A 20126-nucleotide genomic window follows, 5' to 3' on the forward strand; every position below is an offset into this window, starting at 1 on the left:
AGTTACTTACATCAGATTGAATTTAAACACGGCCGTGACAAGAAACGCAACTACAATGATCCCCGGCAATAAGTTTGCTACACGGATCTTCACAATACCCATCAAATTAAGCCCGATCGCTGCAATCATGACCCCGCCAGTCGCCGTCATTTCGGTGATGAACAAGTCCAATGCCGCTTCCGGAATGAGCAGGCTGATCTGCGTTGCGAACAAAGCGATCAAACCCTGATACACGAATACCGGAATCGCCGACAGCATAACCCCGATGCCGAGTGTCGAAGCGAGGATGATTGACGTAAAGCCGTCAATAATGCCTTTCGAGACGAGAACGCCGTGTTCGTTGCTCAGGCCGCTCTCCAATGCGCCGATAATGCCCATCGCGCCGATGACAAAAATCAGCGTCGCGGTGACAAATCCTTGCGCCAGGCTGCCCTGGCTTTCTTTTGTGCCAAGCATCCGTTCAATCCAACGGCCAAATGCATTCAATTTATCTTCAAGCCTTGCCCATTCGCCGATCACCGCACCGAGCACCAGGCTGATGATGACGATGACGAAATTCTGGCTCTCGAAGCCCATTTGCAAGCCCAACACGACGACCACAAGCCCAATGACATACATGACCGTCTCTTTCATCCTGTCGGGAATATTGCGCAATGCCCGCCCGATCAGTGTTCCTATGACAATTAACAGCGCGTTGACCAATGTTCCCCAAAGAACCATATTCGAGCTCCTTCCTCCCCGTGCTTCGGAATGTGCAGAGCGCCCCGCTCTTCTCCCTCTTTTTTCGGGTTTTAAAAGCCGGCGTTGCCATTACGTAAGATCCATTCTCGTTGCGACGGCTTTCTCCCGCTTCAAAGAAACGCCTATTCCCCGTCTCCGGAAAATAGGCCGTTTTCATACCGATGTCACAGTTCATTTGGATAAACCCGCCATGAGCGCCAAATACGCTCTATGCCGGTTGAAATATTATTTCAGCAAATCCAAGATCCGTTCCAAGTCATCTTCTGAGAAAAACTCGATTTCGATCTTGCCTTTGTTCTTCTGTTTTTTGATCTGGACATTCGTGCCGAAACGGTCACGCAGCTCAGATTGTTTTTCTTCTATAAAGATATCCTTTTTCTTTTCTGGTGTTTCACGTGGAACATTGTCGTTTAAACGCTGCACCAAGCTCTCCAGCTGTCGGACATTCAATCCTTCTTTGACCGCCTTTTGCGCCGTCTCGGAAATATCCTTTTTGCTGCGCAATCCGAGCAAGGTACGGCCATGCCCCATCGACAGTTTTTTATCCGAAATGAGCTCGCGAACGTCTTTCGGCAAGGTCAACAACCGGATATGGTTGGTGATATGCGGGCGGCTTTTGCCAAGCCGGAACGCTAATTGCTCTTGTGTCAAATTCAATGTATCCATCAGTTTCTGGTAGGCTTCCGCTTCTTCGATCGGCGTCAAATCCTCGCGCTGCAAGTTTTCGAGAATCGCCAATTCCATCATCTGCTGTTCATTGAAATCTTTGACGATGGCGGGAACTTCTTTCAATTTGCACAGTTTCGCCGCACGGAATCGGCGTTCTCCGACGACCAGTTCGAATTTTGCGCCTTTTTTCCGCACGACGACTGGCTGCAGGATGCCGTGCTCGCGAATCGATTCGGCAAGTTCTTCAAGTGCTTGCTGGTCGAATACTTTGCGCGGCTGATGCGGGTTTTCTTTAATATCGGTCAATTTGATCTGCATTACTTTATCCGTTTCGTTGACCGTTTCTCCTGGAAACAATGCGTTGATGCCTTTTCCCAATCCTTTAGCCATTACGAATCACTTCCTTCGCCAATTCTAGATAAACTTCTGCGCCTCGGGACTTCGGATCATAGATGATGATTGGCTCTCCGTGACTCGGGGCTTCGCTCAAGCGGACATTGCGTGGAACCACGGTGTCATACACTTTGTCCTGGAAGTATTTCTTCACTTCTTCGATGACTTGCATGCCCAGATTGGTCCGTGCATCGTACATCGTCAATAGCACGCCGTCGATCATCAGATCATGGTTCAAGTGTTTTTGGACTAAGCGGACGGTGCTCAACAACTGACTTAAACCTTCTAGAGCATAATATTCACATTGTACTGGAATAATAATTCCGTCTGAAGCAGTTAACGAATTCAAGGTCAGCAGCCCAAGTGATGGCGGACAGTCGATGATGATGTAATCGTATAAGTCCTTTACTTCTGCCAAGGCATTTTTCAGCCGTGCTTCGCGTGAAATAGTCGAAACCAGTTCAATTTCCGCGCCGGCAAGTGAAATCGTCGCCGGCACCACATGAAGGTTTTCAACTTTCGTTTCCATGATCGTGTCTTTGACATCCACATCGTCAATGAGAATTTCATAAATGCATTGATCGACATCGCCTTTATTGACGCCGACGCCGCTCGTCGCATTGCCTTGTGGATCGATATCTATTAACAGCACTTTCTTGCCTAAGTATGCAAGACAGGCGCTTAAATTAACTGATGAAGTTGTTTTTCCTACACCGCCCTTTTGATTGGCGATGGCAATCGTTCTACCCACACGTGCACCAACTTTCTTCGATACTGTCTTTATTTTACTGCGGAAATGCCTCTATGGCTATCCGCGACAGCTTCCATTTCTATATTGTATCAAATTTCCTGTTTCATAGAGATAAATCTGCCAAAAAAAGCCCTTTCCTCAACGGAAAGAGCGATTATGGGCGTTTTTTCGGAATTTTCACGGTGATTTGGTAATAATCCTCGTGTTCTTCCTCTTTTGTATCCAGTTTAATGCCGCTTTTTTTGACCATCGACAATGACTCTTTGATGGTATTCATCGCGATGCGCATATCCCGGCTGACAGCTTTCCGGCGTTTCTTAGGCTTTTTCGGCGCTTCTTCCGTCAGGCTTTTGATACGTTCTTCCAACTCTTTGACGTTGAACCCTTCTTCCAATAGCTGTTCAAGTAAGTGCTGCTGGAGTTCAAGGTCTTTTACCGGCAATAAAGCACGGGCATGGCGTTCAGTGATGCTCCGTGTAAGCAATGCTTGCTGGACGGCTTCTGGCAACTTTAACAGCCTTAGTTTATTGGCGACAGCTGACTGGCTTTTACCGAGCCGCTGCGCCAAGGCTTCCTGGGTGATTTCCTGGATTTGCAGCAAATTAGAATAAGCATGCGCTTCTTCAATCGCCGTCAATTCCTCGCGCTGGAGGTTTTCGATCAACGCAATCGACGCTGTTTCTTTATCGCTCAATTGGCGAACAATCGCCGGAACTTCCTCCCAGCCGAGAGACGTCATCGCACGGAAGCGCCGTTCCCCTGCAATGATTTCATAAAAACCATCCTGCTGCGAATCTCTGACGACGATCGGCTGGATGACGCCGTGGACGTGGATCGTCCGGGCCAACTCTTCGATTTTCTCCTCGTCAAAAACGGTTCGCGGCTGGAATTGGTTGGCATGGATCTTAGCCAGCGGTATTTTCACCACTTCTTCAGAAGCATGGCTTGAAGCTTCTGCTGTTGTTGCATCATTTTCTTTATCTCCGCCTCCGAAAAGACGGGCAAAAGGACTTTTCATGCTCAGCCACCACCTTATTAAAAACTTGCTCTTGTTGTTTCATTCCAAAGACGCGTCTGTAGTTCCTTATGTTCCACGTGAAACATTAGCTGATTGGCGATTTATTCGGCATGCCCGCTTTTCTCGGATATTTCTTCGGTGTTGCTTTGAATTTCCGGAACACTTGGATATGGCGTTCGCTTTTCTCTACCGGCAAAAGGAATGAATGCACAGATTCTTGCTTCACTCCAAGCACTTTGAGTGCCTTATCCGCATCTTTCAGTTCATCGGGCGCGGATGCAGCTTTCATTGCGGCAAACGCCCCTCCCTGCTTGACGAGCGGCACACAAAGTTCAGCTAGCACAGAGAGTCTTGCTACAGCGCGGGCGGTTACGATATCGTAGCTTTCGCGGTGCTGTGACTGGCCAAAATCTTCTGCGCGCGAGTGGACGAAAGAAACTTTGTCCAACCCGAGGGCTTCACTCAAATGATTCAAGAATTGGATCCGTTTGTTCAATGAATCGACGATCGTCACTTCGATATGCGGGAAGCAGATTTTTAGCGGGATGCTCGGGAAGCCAGCCCCTGCCCCGACGTCGCATAATGACAGCGGCTTGGTGAAATCCATGTAAAAGGCGGCACTGATGGAATCATAGAAATGTTTTAAATAGACATCTTCCTGCTCCGTGATGGCCGTCAAATTCATTTTCTCGTTCCATTCGACGAGTTCTTTGTAATAGATGCGGAATTGTTCCAACTGGCGATCGGAAAGGTCGATGCCTTGTTGTTTCACTGCTTGCGCAAATTGCTGTTCGTTCACTGTATGTCCCCCTCTCACCTGTCTCACCGCACATTTGCGGGAGCGGGATTAGCGTTTTTATGTAAAAGCAAATGGGCTGGCGGATACCAGCCCATTTCGAGTTCTGTTATGTGCTGGCGGCCATGCCGCCCAGTGAGCTCAAATCCCAACTAGACTTTTGCGATTCTTCCTTGTTCAATATACACCAATAAAATCGAAATGTCAGCAGGGTTGACGCCAGAAATGCGTGTCGCTTGCGCAATCGATAGCGGCTGCACTTCTTTCAGTTTGCCGCGCGCTTCCGTCGCAAGCCCTGAAATGGCATCATAATCGATATTTTCCGGAATCTTTTTATTTTCCATCTTCTTCAGCTTGTCGACTTGAAGAAGAGATTTTTCGATATAGCCTTCGTATTTCACATGAATCTCGACTTGCTCTTTCACTTCGTCGCTGAGCGCGATGTCGGATTCAGTCAAGGACGCGATCATGTCGTAATTCATCTCCGGGCGCTTCAACAGATCGGCTGCGCGAATGCCGTCTTTCAGCTCGCTGCCTCCTGCATTGCGGATGGCTTCTTGCGTTTGTTCATTCGGCTTGATGATGATGCCGCGCAGGCGCTTGATCTCTTCTTCGATATGGTCTTTTTTCTCAAGAAAACGTGCATAACGCTCTTCTGTAATCATGCCGAGCTGATAGCCGAGTTCCGTCAAACGCAAGTCTGCGTTATCGTGGCGCAGCAATAAACGATATTCCGCACGAGATGTCAACAAGCGGTAAGGCTCGCTTGTGCCTTTAGTGACCAAATCGTCGATCAAGACACCGATATAGGCATCAGAACGGCTAAGGATGACTTCTTCTTTGCCAAGCACTTTCGCCGCGGCGTTAATGCCAGCCATCAGCCCCTGCCCCGCTGCTTCTTCGTAGCCGGACGTGCCGTTGATCTGTCCTGCTGTATAAAGGTTGGTAATTTGTTTGGATTCAAGCGTCGGCCATAATTGCGTCGGCACGATGGCATCGTATTCGATGGCATAGCCTGAACGCATCATATCAGCCTTCTCAAGCCCTGGAATCGATTCAAGCAATTTGCGCTGAACGTGTTCCGGCAAACTCGTAGAAAGGCCTTGTACGTAAACCTCTCGCGTTGAGCGCCCTTCCGGCTCGAGGAAGATCTGGTGGCGCGGCTTGTCACTGAAACGGACGATTTTGTCTTCGATCGATGGGCAATAACGCGGCCCTGTGCCTTTTGCCATGCCCGAATACATCGGCGACAAATGCAAATTCTCATCGATGATCTGATGCGTTTCGCTCGTCGTATACGTCAGCCAGCACGGCATTTGGTCCATGATGAACTCCGTTGTTTCAAAGCTGAACGCACGCGGCACATCGTCTCCCGGCTGGATTTCCGTTTTCGAGTAGTCGATGCTGTTGCTATTGATGCGCGGCGGTGTGCCCGTTTTGAAACGCACCGTCTCAAAGCCGAGCTGCTCTAGATTTTCCGCCAATTTAATGGACGGCTGCTGGTGGTTCGGGCCGCTTGAGTAACGCAAATCGCCGATGATGATTTCGCCGCGCAGGAAGGTACCAGTCGTGATGACCACCGTTTCCGCGCGGTAAATGCCGCCTACTTGTGTAATGAGGCCTTTGACTTCCCCATCTTCAACAATCAATTCTTCCGCGATGCCTTGGTGGAGTGTCAGGTTTTCCTGTTCCTCCATCAAGCGCTTCATTTCCTGTTGGTAAAGCACTTTATCGGCTTGTGCACGCAATGCGCGGACAGCCGGCCCTTTGGCGGTATTGAGCATTCTCATTTGAATATGCGTTTTATCGATGACGCGGCCCATAGCCCCGCCCATTGCATCTATTTCACGTACCACGATGCCTTTTGCCGGCCCCCCGATCGACGGGTTGCATGGCATAAAGGCGATCATATCGAGATTCATCGTCAACACAAGCGTTTTAGCGCCCATGCGTGCAGAAGCGAGTGCCGCTTCCGCTCCGGCATGGCCTGCGCCTACAACGATGACATCGAACGTGCCTGCTTCGTATTGTGGCATGTTCGTTCAGTCCCTTCAAAAATTTATTTTCCTAGGCAAAATTGCGAGAATAATTGGTTCAATAAGCCGTCATCTGCCGTATCGCCGATGATCTCCCCGAGGATTTCCCATGTACGGGTCACATCGATTTGGATCATATCGACCGGCACGTCCATTTCGGCGGCCGAAATCGCATCTGAAATCGTTTGATGCGCTTGGTGCAAGAGTGAAATGTGGCGCACGTTGGAGACATAGGTCATGTCCCCTGCCTCGATTTCCCCTTCAAAGAACAATTCGGCGATTGCTTCCTCGAGCTGGTCGATGCCTTCTTCTTCAATTAAAGAAGTCGTCACGAGGCGTTTGTCGCTAGTCAGTTCCTTCACTTGATCCAAGTCAATCTGTTGCGGCAAATCGGTTTTGTTGATGACGACAATATAATTCATATCGCGGACCGCTTCAAATAACAGCAGATCTTCTTCGGTCAATTGCTCTGCGTAATTCAATACATAAAGGATCAAATCGGCTTCTTTTAACACTTTGCGCGATCGTTCGACGCCGATGCGCTCGACAATGTCCTCTGTTTCCCGGATGCCTGCTGTATCGACAAGACGCAGCGGCACGCCGCGGACATTGACATATTCTTCAATGATGTCGCGCGTCGTTCCGGCGATTTCCGTGACAATGGCTTTATTTTCCTGGACTAAGCTGTTCAATAGCGACGATTTCCCGACATTCGGGCGGCCGATGATGACGGTCGATAAGCCTTCCCGTAAAATCTTGCCTTGCTGGGAAGTTTGGAGCAATTTAGCGATTTCCGATTGCACCCATTGCGCTTTTTCAAGCATCATCGGACGCGTCATTTCTTCCACATCGTCATATTCGGGATAATCGATGTTCACTTCCATCTGTGCGATCGATTCCAATAGTGCCTGGCGCAGCGAACTGATGAGACGCGACAAGCGCCCTTCCATCTGCGTCAGGGCGACGTCCATGGCACGGTCCGTTTTCGCGCGGATCAAGTCCATCACGGCCTCTGCCTGAGACAAGTCGATGCGTCCGTTAAGGAATGCGCGCTTGGTGAATTCACCTGGCTCTGCAAGCCGTGCACCCGCTCTTAAGGCGAGTGACAGTACACGATTGACCGATACGATGCCGCCGTGGCAATTAATTTCCACGACATCTTCACGGGTAAATGTTTTTGGTGCTCTCATCAATGCGACCATTACTTCCTCCGCCGTTTCTTTCGTCGCGGGGTCTTCGATATGGCCGTAATGGATGGTATGGCTCGCCTGTTCAGCGAGCGCTTTAGCAGACGGCGCACGGAACAAACGGTCTGCGATGGCTACCGCTTCCGGCCCGCTCAAACGGACGATGGCGATAGCCCCTTCACCGCTTGGCGTGGAAATCGCGGCGATCGTATCGAATTCCATCATGATGCTGTTTCCTCCTCTTGCAATAAAATACTAAAGGCAAACAAATTAAGTTTGCCCACAGCATGCTTTTATGGGTTAAAACAGTTGTCCACATGTGGACAACTGTCAAAATACGCGTGGCTGTACAACGTACAACAATAACACAAAATGCATGAAATCAAAAGATACAGCGCTCGATTTTGGTATTTTTTTCAGGTTCACTCGCAAATATGATATGCATAAATATACAATCGTGGAATTGCTGCTTCTCTGTTCTTTCCATAAAAAATGCCCGCTGGCGTCATTCACACGACGCCAGCGGGCATTTTCTTCCATTATTTATGCGGTTCGATGACCAAATAGCGGTTCGGGTCTTTGCCTTCCGAATACGTGTCAATATCCAGCCGACGCGACAGCGCCTGATGGATCACTTTCCGCTCATAGGACGGCATCGGTTCGAATTGGACACGGTTTCCAGTGCGGATCGCTTTGTCCGCCATCCGGTCCGCCAATTGTTCCAATGTTTCCTGGCGGCGTTCCCGGTAATTCTCGGCATCCAACTCGACAATCATGAATTGTTCAGCGTGGCGATTCGCCACCAATTGCGCCAATTGTTGAAGCGAATTCAAGGTCTGCCCTCTTTTGCCGATGAGCATCGCCACTTTTTCGCTTTCCAATTTAAAACGCACCGTTTTGCCTTGTTTTTCATGCGCAACGATCAAATCGTCGATCTTCATGCCTTTTGCAACATCTCTTAGATAGGTTTTCGTTTCTTCGATCGCTTTGTCATTCGATGGTTTCATTGCAGGTTCTGCAGCAGATCCACCGAAATCCGGTTCTTCTCCCTCTTCTACTGGAGCTGACGGCATCTCTGCCGCAATCTCTTGTTCAGAAGGTTTGGCGTTATCCGCTTCCGGCGTTTTTTCCGTCTGTTGCGGCGCCTTTTTAGTTTCTGGCTGCCCCGATTCCATCACTGTGACTTCAACTTCCGCATCTTTAGCACCGAATCCGAAAAACCCCTTTTTTCCTTCTTCGATAACGCGGACCGTCACTTCATCCCGTGATTTCTTCAGTTTTTCCAACGCATTTTCAATCGCTTGTTCAACCGTTTTCCCCGTTTGTGTAAGATGCTTCACTTTTTAGCCCCTCCTGTTTTCGTTTTAACAGGCTGTTGCACTTCTTTCTTTTCCCATGGACGGTAAATGAACATGTTTTGGATCAGCGAGATGATGTTCCCGATTACCCAGTAAAGCGTCAATGCGGATGGCAAGATGATCCCGAACCCGGCAATCATGACCGGCATGAAATACATCATCGCCTTCATTTGCGGGTTGTCCATCGCAGGGCCCGTGCGCAGAACGATCAATTGCATGACACCGGCTGTAACGGCCAGGATAATGCTTGGTTCTGCCAGTGGGAAGATCAAAAATGTGCCAAGATCGATTTCAGGCGTTGCATTCATGCGGCTGATCGCGTGATAGAAACCGATCAGAATCGGCATCTGGATGACGATCGGCAAACAGCCGGCCATCGGGTTGACGCCTTTTTCCTGGAACATTGCCATCATTTCCTGCTGGTATTTCTGCTGGGTGACGGCGTCTTTCGATTTATACTTCTCTTTTAACTTAGCCAGCTCAGGCTGGATTTCCTGCATGCGTTTCGAACTTTTCGTCTGCTTGATCATCAATGGCAATAAAGCCAAACGGATGAGAATCGTTACTGCGATAATCCCGAATCCATAAGTACCTAAGAAATCCTTAAAGAATACGATGATCGATACTAACGGCCAAACGACAAACTCGTTCCAAAACCCTTCGCTTTGGTCGCTGATCGGCTGGTCAAACTCCATACAGCCCGACAATAAGAGGGCAACAGCCACCAAGGCGAAGAGCAATCCTGTTCTCTTCTTCACTTTGCTTCCTCCAAACTCTATTCAATTACTTCCTATAGTAACATCCGGATCGACCCGGCATCTACTTCTTCGGCAAAGCGCGTGCAATCTTCAGCACATGCTCCAGGCTTTTCTTGCTTTCGTGAAAATCTAAATTGGCCGCCTGTGGTCGGGCGATGATAATGTAATCCGCGTTTGGCAGGAGATCATCCTTCAATTCCAAGAAGGCTTGGCGGATATAGCGCTTGACGCGGTTTCTAGCGACCGCATTGCCGACTTTCTTGCTGACAGACAGGCCCAGGCGAAATTCGTCCTGCTCGCCTTTCAGCAAATAGACGATGAATTGCCGATTCGCAAATGATTTTCCTTTTTTGAAAACGCGCTGAAACTCCGTATTCTTCTTGATCCGCTGCTGCTTATTCATTCTTTCACCTGCTACTTGCTTATTTTGACGCATTTTCGCTCAAATTCGGCGAAAAAGAAAAAAAAGACCACTGATGCGGTCAGTGGACTTTAAGCTGATAGTACTTTTCTTCCTTTACGGCGACGGGCAGCGATAACGCGACGTCCGTTCTTTGTGCTCATGCGTGCTCTGAAGCCGTGCACTTTGCTGTGTTTGCGTTTATTTGGTTGGTATGTGCGCAATGTCATGACCTTACACCTCCTATATAAAAGTTAACTATTTTCTAAAGACAGTCTCGACTATTATAAGGGCGCTAGCTTGTCCGTGTCAATCATTTCTTTTAAATGCAAGAGATCCGCCAGGCAATCCAAAAAGAAAAGTTATACACAATCGAGGAGGATCTACGGTTAATTTCCTGTGACCTCATTTTTTGCGAATTTGATTTATCCACATGCCTTATCGACAGGTTTTTCACATAGGAACTGCCTGTGGATATCAAAAATGTGCACAAACGCCGCCATGTGGATAAGTGAAAGAAATGCTTGTAATGTCTATCGTTTTTTGATAACATTGTTTTGTTTTCACTTGTTAACAATTTCTATCCCGAAATAGTTATCCACATGTTGTGGGTAAGGTGTGGATAGTTTTCCCCAAGCCTGTTTATAGATCTTATCCACAGGCTGTGGTTTTGTGTATGGTATACTGTAAAAAATCTTTACATATAAAGGAGATACGCTATTGGAACACTTAGACGAAATTTGGTCGAGTGTCTTAGCCCAAGTCGAGAAAAGAATCTCCAAGCCCAGTTTTGAAACTTGGCTCAAATCTACCAAGCTCTTGTCCTATAAAGAAGATACTGTAACCATTTCAGCCCCAAATTCATTTGCGCGCGACTGGCTTGAAAACCATTATGTGCACTTGATCACCGGCATTTTGACAGATCTGACAGGGGACGAAGCGCTTATTAAATTTGTGGTGCCAAAAGATCAGGATATGGATGATTTCCAGCTTCCCGCTCCCCGTGTCAAACCGGGGCAGGCGGAGCAGCAAGAGTTTTTGCCGGGCATGCTGAACCCGAAATATACCTTTGACACATTCGTCATCGGTTCCGGCAACCGCTTTGCGCACGCTGCATCGCTGGCTGTCGCCGAAGCACCGGCAAAAGCTTATAACCCGCTTTTCATCTATGGAGGCGTAGGACTTGGCAAGACCCACCTTATGCACGCAATCGGACATTATGTTATTGAACACAACCCAGACGCCAAAGTGGTTTATTTGTCGTCGGAAAAATTCACCAACGAGTTCATCAACTCGATCCGTGACAACCAGACCGTCGATTTCCGCAATAAATACCGCAATGTCGATATTTTGCTCATTGACGATATTCAATTTTTAGCCGGAAAAGAGCAGACACAGGAAGAATTCTTCCATACATTCAATACGCTGCACGAAGAATCCAAGCAGATCATCATCTCGAGCGACCGGCCGCCAAAAGAGATCCCGACACTCGAAGACCGCTTAAGATCGCGCTTTGAATGGGGATTGATCACCGATATCACGCCGCCGGACTTGGAAACGCGGATTGCCATTTTGCGCAAAAAAGCCAAAGCGGACGGCCTGGACATCCCGAACGATGTCATGACCTATATCGCCAATTCAATCGATTCCAACATCCGCGAGCTCGAAGGCGCCTTGATCCGCGTCGTCGCTTATTCCTCCCTGATCAACCGGGACATGAGCGCAGAGCTTGCGGCAGAAGCCTTAAAAGACATCATGCCGAACTCCAAACCGAAAGTGATCACCATTTTGGACATCCAAAACGCAGTCGGCGAACAGTTCAACGTCAAATTGGATGATTTCAAAACGAAGCGCCGCACGAAGGATATTGCGTATCCACGTCAAATCGCGATGTATTTGTCACGTGAAATGACGGATTTTTCGTTGCCGAAAATCGGCGAGGAATTCGGCGGCCGCGATCACACGACGGTCATCCATGCGCACGAAAAAATCAACACGATGCTGAAAGAGAACCAGCAGCTTCAGCAGGATATTAAAGAAATTCGATCTGCACTCGGGAAATAAGACTGTGGATAACCCCCGATTTTCTTAAGCAGTTTATGCACAGTTTGTCTACATGTGGATAAGCTGCTTTTATTGCTCATATCGGGCTTATCCACATATTCACAGCCCCTACTACTATTACTGTCTTTAAGTACTAATAACTAAAATATATATATAAGCGAGGTTCGAGAATGAAATTCGAGATAAAACGTGAGCGATTAGTTGAAGGTTTAAACGATGTAATGAAAGCAGTCAGTTCAAAAACAACGATTCCGATTTTGACTGGGATCAAGATGGATGTTTCTACAGAAGGCATGCGCTTAACAGGAAGTGACTCAGATATCACGATCCAAACTTTCATCCCAGCAGAAGAGGATGGAAAACAATTGATCGATGTCACTGAAGGCGGAAGCATCGTTCTTCAAGCAAAAGTATTCGGGGAAATCGTCCGCAAATTGCCGACTAATGAAGTCGAAATCGAAATCAACGGCAATTTCCAGACCCATATCCGTTCAGGAAAATCCGAATTCCACTTGATCGGGCTTGACGCAATGGATTATCCACAATTGCCGGATATCCAAGATGACCGCATTTTCACGATTCCAGCGGATCTGTTGAAAACCATCAATAGAGAAACGGTATTTGCCGTGTCCAGTTCTGAAACACGCCCGGTACTTACTGGCGTTCATTGGGAGGTAAAAGACGGGGAGCTGGTTTGTGTTGCAACAGACAGTCACCGTTTGGCACGCCGCAAAACGAAACTCGAAACTTTGCCGGAAGGGGAGTACAGCGTCGTCATTCCAGGGAAAAGCTTGAATGAGTTGAACAAAATCCTCGATGACACGTCCGATCCGGTTGAAATCGTCATGACCAACCAGCAAGTGTTGTTCAAATCGAAACACATCTTGTTCTTCTCCCGTCTATTGGAAGGGAACTACCCGGATACATCACGCCTCATCCCGTCTGAATACAAAACGACGGTAACGGTAAACGGCCGTTCATTGCTTCAGGCAATCGACCGTGCATCACTACTTGCGCGTGAAGAACGCAATAACGTCGTGCGCTTCTCCACAAACGAAGGCAGCGAAGTGGAAGTCTCCTCGAATTCCCCAGAAGTCGGGAAAGTCGAAGAGCAATTGCAGGCACAAAGCGTCGACGGCGAAGAGCTGAAGATTTCCTTCAGTGCGAAGTTCATGATGGATGCCTTGAAAGCGATTGATGGACAAGACGTCGTCATCCAATTCACTGGAGCGATGCGCCCATTCATTTTGAAATCGGCCTTGGATGACTCAATTCTTCAGTTGATTCTTCCTGTCCGGACATATTAATTAGCATCAAAACCCTCAGGATAGCCCATAAAGGCTATCCTTTTTACTTATGGGGGCAAATAGGGTAAAATAAAGGGATAGACTACGAATCGAAGGATGAGTGCATTTTGAAGGAAATCGGTATTGAGACAGAATTTATTACATTGGGACAGCTGCTTAAAATGACAGACACAATCAGTTCAGGCGGAATGGCTAAATGGTTTTTAAGCGAACATGAAGTATTTGTGAACGGAGAAGCGGAAGACCGCAGAGGGCGCAAATTGCGTCCGGAAGATACTGTGAACATACCGGGAACGGGGGAATTCCGCATCGTTGTCGCCGAAGGCATGAGCTTCGATGCGGATTGACAACCTCGAGTTAGTCAATTACCGCAACTATGAAACGCTCAAGCTCGACTTCTCGCCGGAGATCAACGTCTTTATCGGCGAGAACGCGCAAGGCAAAACCAATATCATGGAATCGCTCTATGTTTTATCGATGGCGAAATCCCATCGGACGAGCAATGACAAAGAATTGATACGCTGGGACGCGGAATATGGTAAAATTAAAGCTGATGTGCTCCGGAAATATGGCAAACTGCCGCTTGAAATCAGCTTTTCCAAAAAAGGCAAAAAAGCGAAAGTGAACCACCTGGAGCAGAGGCGGCTGAGCGATTATATCGGCCAATTGAACGTCGTCATGTTCGCTCCTGAAGACTTGCATTTAGTCAAAGGCAGCCCGCAAGTCAGACGCCGCTTCATCGATATGGAAATTGGCCAGATTTCACCGGTCTATCTCCACGATCTCGTCAATTACCAGAAGCTGTTGAAACAGCGCAACCATATATTGAAGCAGCATTACGGCAAACAAGCGATCAATGACGTCATGTTCGAGGTGTACACCGAACAATTCATTGAAGCTGCTGTAAAAATTATACAAAAAAGATTCCAGTTCATGGAATTGCTGCAAAAATGGGCAGAGCCGATTCACCACGGTATTTCCCGTGGGCTTGAAAAACTGGAAATCCGCTACCAGCCGATTAGTGGGTTGAAGCCCGAATGGACGCCTGCTGAAATGGCGTCCTTTTTAGAGCAAAAGCTGCAGGAAGTGAAAAAGCGGGAACTCGACCGTGGCGTAACGCTAGTCGGCCCGCACCGAGACGATCTGCAGTTCATCGTCAACGGCTATGACGTCCAGACTTACGGTTCACAGGGACAGCAGCGCACGACCGCCCTGTCTTTGAAGTTGGCGGAAATCGAGCTGATCAAGCAGGAAGTCGGCGAAGCGCCGGTTCTCTTGCTCGATGACGTGCTTTCTGAACTGGACGATTACCGACAATCGCATCTGCTCAACACTATCCGCGGCTCCGTGCAGACCTTTGTCACGACCACTAGTGTCGAAGGCATCCAGCACGAGACCATTCAAAGCGCCCGTCTTTTCGAAGTATCGAAAGGAACGGTCAAGGAGTGAACATATATGTATGTCCAGATCGGAGCATCCCAATTGATTGCCGTCACGGAAATCCTTGCGGTGGTCCATCATGAACAGTATGTCCACTCTGCTTTTACGCGGCTTTTAGTTCCGCCTGAAGCAGTGAAATCCTACGTCGTCACTGATGATTTCGTCTACGGGTCCCCTTATCGGCCCCAGGCACTTTTGAATAAAATTCAGCAAAACAGGTTATAACCGGTCAATGGAAATAATGAGTTGTCAAGAAAGAGCAGGTGAACGGAATGGCTATGGAAGATACGAATCTTGAGCAATCTTATGGCGCCAATCAGATTCAAGTATTGGAAGGCTTAGAAGCGGTACGGAAACGGCCGGGCATGTATATCGGTTCTACGGGATCGAGAGGACTGCACCACTTAGTGTGGGAAATTGTGGATAACAGCATCGACGAAGCCCTTGCCGGCTATTGCGATGAAATCCGCGTCACAATCGAAAAAGACAATTGGATCCGCGTGGAAGATAACGGCCGCGGTATTCCAGTCGATATGCAAGAAAAAATGGGCCGTCCGGCTGTTGAAGTCATCATGACGGTTCTTCATGCCGGCGGTAAATTCGGCGGCGGCGGTTATAAAGTATCCGGCGGCCTCCACGGCGTTGGCGCATCAGTCGTCAATGCTTTGTCCGAGACAACGGAAGTTTATGTGCACCGGGACGGCAAGCGCCACTTCATTCAATTTGAGCGCGGCGCAGTCAAAAAAGAACTTGGCGTCATCGGCGAAGCCGACAAGACGGGCACAACGATCCGTTTTAAAGCGGACGGGGAGATCTTTAAAGAAACAACGGTTTATGAATTCGATATCCTGGATCACCGCCTCCGCGAGCTCGCCTATTTGAACCGCGGCTTGAAAATCGTGGTCGCTGATGAACGGGAAGGCTTGGAGCAGGAAAAGAAATACCACTATGAAGGTGGGATCAAATCCTACGTCGAGCATTTGAATAAATCGAAAGACCCGCTTCACGAAGAAGCGATTTTCGTCGAGTCGGAGCGGGACGGCATCAATGTCGAAGTCGCGATGCAATACAACGGCGGATTTGCGGCAAATATCTTTTCATTCGCGAACAATATCAGCACCCATGAAGGCGGAACGCACGAATCCGGCTTTAAAACGGCGTTGACGCGCGTCATTAACGATTACGGCCGCAAGAATGGCTTGTTAAAAGACGCTGAAGCGAACTTGACTGGTGAAGACGTAAGGGAAGGGTTGACGGCGATCATTTCCGTTAAGCATCCGGACCCTCAATTCGAAGGCCAGACCAAGACAAAGCTCGGCAATACTGAAGTATCAACAATCGTCAATAATTTATTCTCTAACGGATTTGAACGCTTCTTGCTGGAAAATCCATCAACCGCCAAGAAAATCATCGAAAAGGGCATCATGGCTTCCCATGCCCGGATGGCTGCCAAAAAAGCGCGTGAATTCACGCGCCGCAAATCGGTCCTTGAAGTCTCAAGTTTGCCAGGGAAACTCGCAGACTGTTCTTCGCGCGACCCGAAAATCAGCGAAATTTATATCGTAGAGGGCGATTCAGCGGGCGGATCCGCAAAATCCGGCCGAGATCGCCACTTCCAAGCGATTCTGCCCTTGCGCGGAAAAATCCTCAACGTAGAAAAAGCGCGCCTAGATAAGATTCTTGTCAACGCAGAGATCCGCAATATCATTACCGCACTCGGAACCGGCATCGGCGAAGAGTTCAACCTCGATAAAGCGCGTTACCATAAAGTCGTCATCATGACCGATGCCGATGTCGATGGCGCCCATATTCGGACCTTATTGCTGACTTTCCTATTCCGCTACATGCGTCCATTGATCGAAGCGGGCTATATTTATATCGCACAGCCGCCTCTATTCCAGATTAAACAAGGCAAGCATGTCGATTATGTTTATTCGGATGCGCAGCTGAAAGAAGCATTGGCAAAACTTCCGGGATCGCCTAAGCCGCACGTTCAGCGCTATAAAGGGCTCGGCGAGATGAATGCCACTCAATTATGGGATACGACGATGGATCCTGATTTCCGTACCTTGCTGCAAGTCACGCTTGAAGACGCGATGACAGCGGATGAGACCTTCCATATGTTGATGGGAGACGACGTCGAACCGCGCCGCAATTTCATTGAAGAAAACGCCAGTTATGTGAAGAACTTGGATGTATAACGCAACAAGAGTTGAGAGGAGGCTGCGGATATGGCGGAACGGCCAGGCAGCGGAGTAGAAGAAATAAATATCAGCACGGAGATGCGCACATCATTCCTTGACTATGCAATGAGTGTCATCGTTTCACGTGCGTTGCCGGATGTCCGGGACGGCTTGAAGCCGGTGCATCGGCGTATTTTATATGCCATGCATGACCTCGGAATCACAGCGGATAAAGGCTACAAAAAGTCAGCACGTATTGTCGGTGACGTAATCGGTAAATATCACCCGCACGGTGATAGCGCAGTTTATGAAACGATGGTACGGATGGCTCAGGATTTCAGCTATCGCTATATGCTCGTCGACGGCCACGGGAACTTCGGTTCTGTCGATGGCGACGCAGCAGCAGCAATGCGCTACACAGAATCCAAAATGTCAAAAATTTCCATGGAACTTTTGCGTGATTTAAATAAAAACACGGTTGATTACAAGGAAAACTATGACGGTCAGGAAAAAGAACCGATTGTCCTCCCAAGTAGATTCCCGAACTTGCTTGTCAACGGGACTTCCGGAATCGCGGTCGGGATGGCTACCAATATCCCACCTCATAATCTGGGCGAGACGATCGATGCGGTTCTGGCTTTGGCTGAAAATCCGGCTATTACGACAGAAGAATTGCTTGAGTTCCTTCCAGGGCCCGATTTCCCGACCGGAGGCATCATCCTCGGACGGAGCGGCATCCGCCGTGCTTACGAAACCGGAAAAGGTTCGGTGTTGATCCGTGCGGTCGTTGAAATCGAAACGAAGCCGAACGGCAAGGAAGTAATCCTCATCCACGAACTTCCTTATCAAGTCAATAAAGCGCGTCTGATCGAGAAAATCGCAGAATTGGTGCGCGACAAAAAAATCGACGGTATTACCGACTTGCGCGACGAATCCGACCGTAACGGAATGCGCGTCGTCATCGAAGTGCGCAGAGACGCGAGTGCTAATGTCCTATTGAACAATTTGTACAAACAGACAGCGATGCAGACAAGCTTCGGCATCAATATGCTCGCGCTCGTCGACGGCCAACCGAAAGTTCTTGGCTTGAAAGATGTTCTTTATCATTACCTGGAGCATCAGAAAGTCATTATCCGCCGCCGCACAGAATTTGACCTGCAAAAAGCTGAAGACCGCGCGCATATTCTTGAAGGCTTGCGCATCGCACTAGATCATATCGATGCCATCATTGCTTTGATCCGTGGGTCGCAAACGACTGAAGAAGCACGCAACGGTTTGATGAATGATTTCAATTTGTCCGAGCGTCAATCCCAAGCCATCTTGGACATGCGCCTTCAACGTTTGACCGGTCTCGAACGGGATAAGATTGAAGAGGAATACCAAGGGCTCATCGCACTCATCAACGAGTTGCGTGCAATTCTTGCGGACGAATCGAAGATCCTCGAGATCATCCGTGAAGAAATCCTTGAAATCAAAGAGCGCTTCAATGATCCCCGCAGAACGGAAATCACTGTTGGCGGTTCTGAGATGATCGAAGATGAAGACCTTATCCCACGTGAAGCTTCCGTATTGACGCTCACGCACAACGGCTACATCAAACGTTTGCCTGCCAATACGTATCGCAGCCAGAAACGTGGCGGACGTGGTGTACAAGGAATGGGAACCAACGATGATGATTTCGTTGAACATCTTCTATATACATCAACACACGATACGATCCTATTCTTCACAAGTGAAGGGAAAGTCTATCGCAAGAAAGGCTATCAGGTTCCTGAGTACGGCCGGACTGCGAAAGGCTTGCCGCTCGTCAACTTGCTAGAGATCGGCAAGAACGAAAAAGTGACAGCAGTGATCCGTGTTGAAGAATTCAAAGAAGACGATTTCTTCTTCTTCACTACACGCGGTGGCCTGAGCAAGCGGACGCCGGTGAGCAACTATGCCAATATCCGACAAAATGGGTTAATTGCCATTAATTTGCGTGAAGACGATGAATTGATCTCAGTCAAGATGACTGACGGCAACAAAGAAATTGTTATCGGAACCCGTGATGGTGCATTGATCCGATTCCCGGAGACGGATATCCGCAGTATGGGACGCGCAGCAAGCGGTGTCCGGGGCATTCGCCTGCGTGAAGGCGATCAAGTCGTCGGAATGGAGACACTAGAGACGGATGATAAGATCCTGGTCATCACGGAAAATGGTTATGGCAAGCGAACAAAAGAATCCGAATACCGCGTCCAATCTAGAGGCGGTATGGGAATCAAGACCTGCCACATTACAGAAAAGAACGGGCCGCTAGTAGCTGTTCGCGCCGTGAATGGATCAGAAGACATCATGCTGATTACACAACACGGCGTGCTGATCCGCATGGATGTAGAAGATATTTCAACGACTGGAAGAAATACGCAAGGTGTCCGATTGATCCGTCTTGGCGACGAAGAGGTTGTGGCTACCGTCACCAAAGTGAAAAAAGATTTGGATGATGCAGAAGCAGCAGAAGTTGATGAAGAGACAGAACCAGTTTCAGAAGATAACGTAGATGCACTCATCGAAGAAAGTGTAGAAGCAGATGTCTACACAGAGGATGAGGTTGTTGAAGATGAAACGGCGGATAGTATAGAAGAAGATCCGAAAGAAGAGTAATTTTGTAAGAGCTTGCCGATGGTTCGGCAAGCTCTTTTCTTTCTATTGAGAAAGAAAATTTCAGAAAGGAAAAGTTTTTTCTTAAAACTGTTGACGTGAATAATAAGGCGTGGTATATTTATCAAGTCGCCAAAACAAGGCGCACAACATGAACCTTGAAAACTGAACAGCAAAACGTCAACAATACAGCCGCGAGTGATCGCGGCAAACGTACTGATCAGCTTCGGCAGATCAAGCGAATCGCGCGTCTTTCGAGACGGCGATGCGCCAGCAGTATTGAGCAATCAACTACTCTATAATGGAGAGTTTGATCCTGGCTCAGGACGAACGCTGGCGGCGTGCCTAATACATGCAAGTCGAGCGGAGATAGTGGAGCTTGCTC

The 20126-nt window shown here is 48.4% G+C and carries 18 protein-coding genes and 1 rRNA gene; 8 read left to right on the forward strand and 11 right to left on the reverse strand.

The genetic code is table 11. The features are described from left to right. Nucleotides 1-6: 6 nt before the first annotated feature. From DFR62_RS08070 to rpmH, 11 genes are all read right to left on the reverse strand, one after another. Nucleotides 7-720: a DUF554 domain-containing protein gene (locus tag DFR62_RS08070; RefSeq protein WP_101192094.1), complete on the reverse strand. Its 714-nt coding sequence runs from the start codon at nucleotides 718-720 to the stop codon at nucleotides 7-9. Between the two features lie 246 nt (nucleotides 721-966). Beyond that, nucleotides 967-1800, reverse strand: a complete 834-nt coding sequence (locus tag DFR62_RS08075; protein ID WP_058382275.1) for a ParB/RepB/Spo0J family partition protein — start codon at nucleotides 1798-1800, stop codon at nucleotides 967-969. Further along, nucleotides 1793-2554, reverse strand: a complete 762-nt coding sequence (locus tag DFR62_RS08080; protein ID WP_068459477.1) for a ParA family protein — start codon at nucleotides 2552-2554, stop codon at nucleotides 1793-1795. The genes DFR62_RS08075 and DFR62_RS08080 overlap by 8 nt, the downstream gene beginning before the upstream one ends. A 154-nt stretch (nucleotides 2555-2708) precedes the next feature. Continuing rightward, nucleotides 2709-3572: a nucleoid occlusion protein gene (gene noc / locus DFR62_RS08085; protein WP_121299399.1), complete on the reverse strand. Its 864-nt coding sequence runs from the start codon at nucleotides 3570-3572 to the stop codon at nucleotides 2709-2711. 85 nt (nucleotides 3573-3657) lie between these two features. After that, nucleotides 3658-4371, reverse strand: coding sequence for a 16S rRNA (guanine(527)-N(7))-methyltransferase RsmG (rsmG, locus tag DFR62_RS08090; protein ID WP_121299401.1), 714 nt, complete (start codon nucleotides 4369-4371; stop codon nucleotides 3658-3660). A 149-nt stretch (nucleotides 4372-4520) separates the two neighbouring features. After that, a complete protein-coding gene (mnmG, locus tag DFR62_RS08095) occupies nucleotides 4521-6404 on the reverse strand; it encodes a tRNA uridine-5-carboxymethylaminomethyl(34) synthesis enzyme MnmG (protein WP_121299403.1) in 1884 nt (627 codons plus the stop codon). A gap of 23 nt (nucleotides 6405-6427) precedes the next feature. Next, nucleotides 6428-7813, reverse strand: coding sequence for a tRNA uridine-5-carboxymethylaminomethyl(34) synthesis GTPase MnmE (gene mnmE, locus DFR62_RS08100; protein ID WP_121299602.1), 1386 nt, complete (start codon nucleotides 7811-7813; stop codon nucleotides 6428-6430). Nucleotides 7814-8130: 317 nt separating this feature from the next. Further along, the gene (gene jag / locus DFR62_RS08105; protein WP_121299405.1) at nucleotides 8131-8931 is read right to left on the reverse strand and encodes an RNA-binding cell elongation regulator Jag/EloR; all 801 of its coding nucleotides are present in this window, start codon (nucleotides 8929-8931) and stop codon (nucleotides 8131-8133) included. Further along, nucleotides 8928-9707 carry a membrane protein insertase YidC gene (gene yidC / locus DFR62_RS08110; protein WP_058382269.1) on the reverse strand — a complete coding sequence of 260 codons (780 nt, stop codon included), beginning with the start codon at nucleotides 9705-9707 and terminating at the stop codon, nucleotides 8928-8930. The genes jag and yidC overlap by 4 nt, the downstream gene beginning before the upstream one ends. 61 nt (nucleotides 9708-9768) lie before the next feature. Further along, nucleotides 9769-10110, reverse strand: coding sequence for a ribonuclease P protein component (rnpA, locus tag DFR62_RS08115; RefSeq protein WP_058382268.1), 342 nt, complete (start codon nucleotides 10108-10110; stop codon nucleotides 9769-9771). Between the two features lie 89 nt (nucleotides 10111-10199). Then, a complete protein-coding gene (gene rpmH / locus DFR62_RS08120; RefSeq protein ID WP_033544046.1) occupies nucleotides 10200-10337 on the reverse strand; it encodes a 50S ribosomal protein L34 in 138 nt (45 codons plus the stop codon). Between the two features lie 490 nt (nucleotides 10338-10827). On the opposite strand from rpmH, the gene dnaA reads away from it, so the two are divergent. From dnaA to DFR62_RS08160, 8 genes are all read left to right on the forward strand, one after another. Next, a complete protein-coding gene (gene dnaA, locus DFR62_RS08125) occupies nucleotides 10828-12171 on the forward strand; it encodes a chromosomal replication initiator protein DnaA (RefSeq protein WP_058382267.1) in 1344 nt (447 codons plus the stop codon). A 170-nt stretch (nucleotides 12172-12341) separates the two neighbouring features. Continuing rightward, nucleotides 12342-13478, forward strand: a complete 1137-nt coding sequence (gene dnaN / locus DFR62_RS08130; protein WP_058382266.1) for a DNA polymerase III subunit beta — start codon at nucleotides 12342-12344, stop codon at nucleotides 13476-13478. 107 nt (nucleotides 13479-13585) lie between these two features. Then, nucleotides 13586-13825: a S4 domain-containing protein YaaA gene (gene yaaA / locus DFR62_RS08135; protein ID WP_058382265.1), complete on the forward strand. Its 240-nt coding sequence runs from the start codon at nucleotides 13586-13588 to the stop codon at nucleotides 13823-13825. Next, a complete protein-coding gene (gene recF, locus DFR62_RS08140) occupies nucleotides 13815-14927 on the forward strand; it encodes a DNA replication/repair protein RecF (protein WP_121299407.1) in 1113 nt (370 codons plus the stop codon). The genes yaaA and recF overlap by 11 nt, the downstream gene beginning before the upstream one ends. Before the next feature lie 6 nt (nucleotides 14928-14933). Beyond that, entirely contained in the window at nucleotides 14934-15143 is a 210-nt protein-coding gene (locus DFR62_RS08145) for a hypothetical protein (protein WP_121299409.1), read from the forward strand. A gap of 47 nt (nucleotides 15144-15190) precedes the next feature. Next, nucleotides 15191-17119, forward strand: a complete 1929-nt coding sequence (gyrB, locus tag DFR62_RS08150) for a DNA topoisomerase (ATP-hydrolyzing) subunit B (protein ID WP_058382262.1) — start codon at nucleotides 15191-15193, stop codon at nucleotides 17117-17119. A 30-nt stretch (nucleotides 17120-17149) separates the two neighbouring features. Beyond that, nucleotides 17150-19744 (forward strand): DNA gyrase subunit A, encoded by a 2595-nt coding sequence (gene gyrA, locus DFR62_RS08155; protein WP_121299411.1) that lies wholly within the window; start codon nucleotides 17150-17152, stop codon nucleotides 19742-19744. Nucleotides 19745-20039: 295 nt separating this feature from the next. After that, nucleotides 20040-20126: ribosomal RNA gene (locus DFR62_RS08160) — 16S ribosomal RNA — on the forward strand; the annotation flags it as partial.

The sequence above is a fragment of the Planococcus citreus genome (assembly GCF_003664125.1).
GTDB lineage: Bacteria > Bacillota > Bacilli > Bacillales_A > Planococcaceae > Planococcus > Planococcus citreus.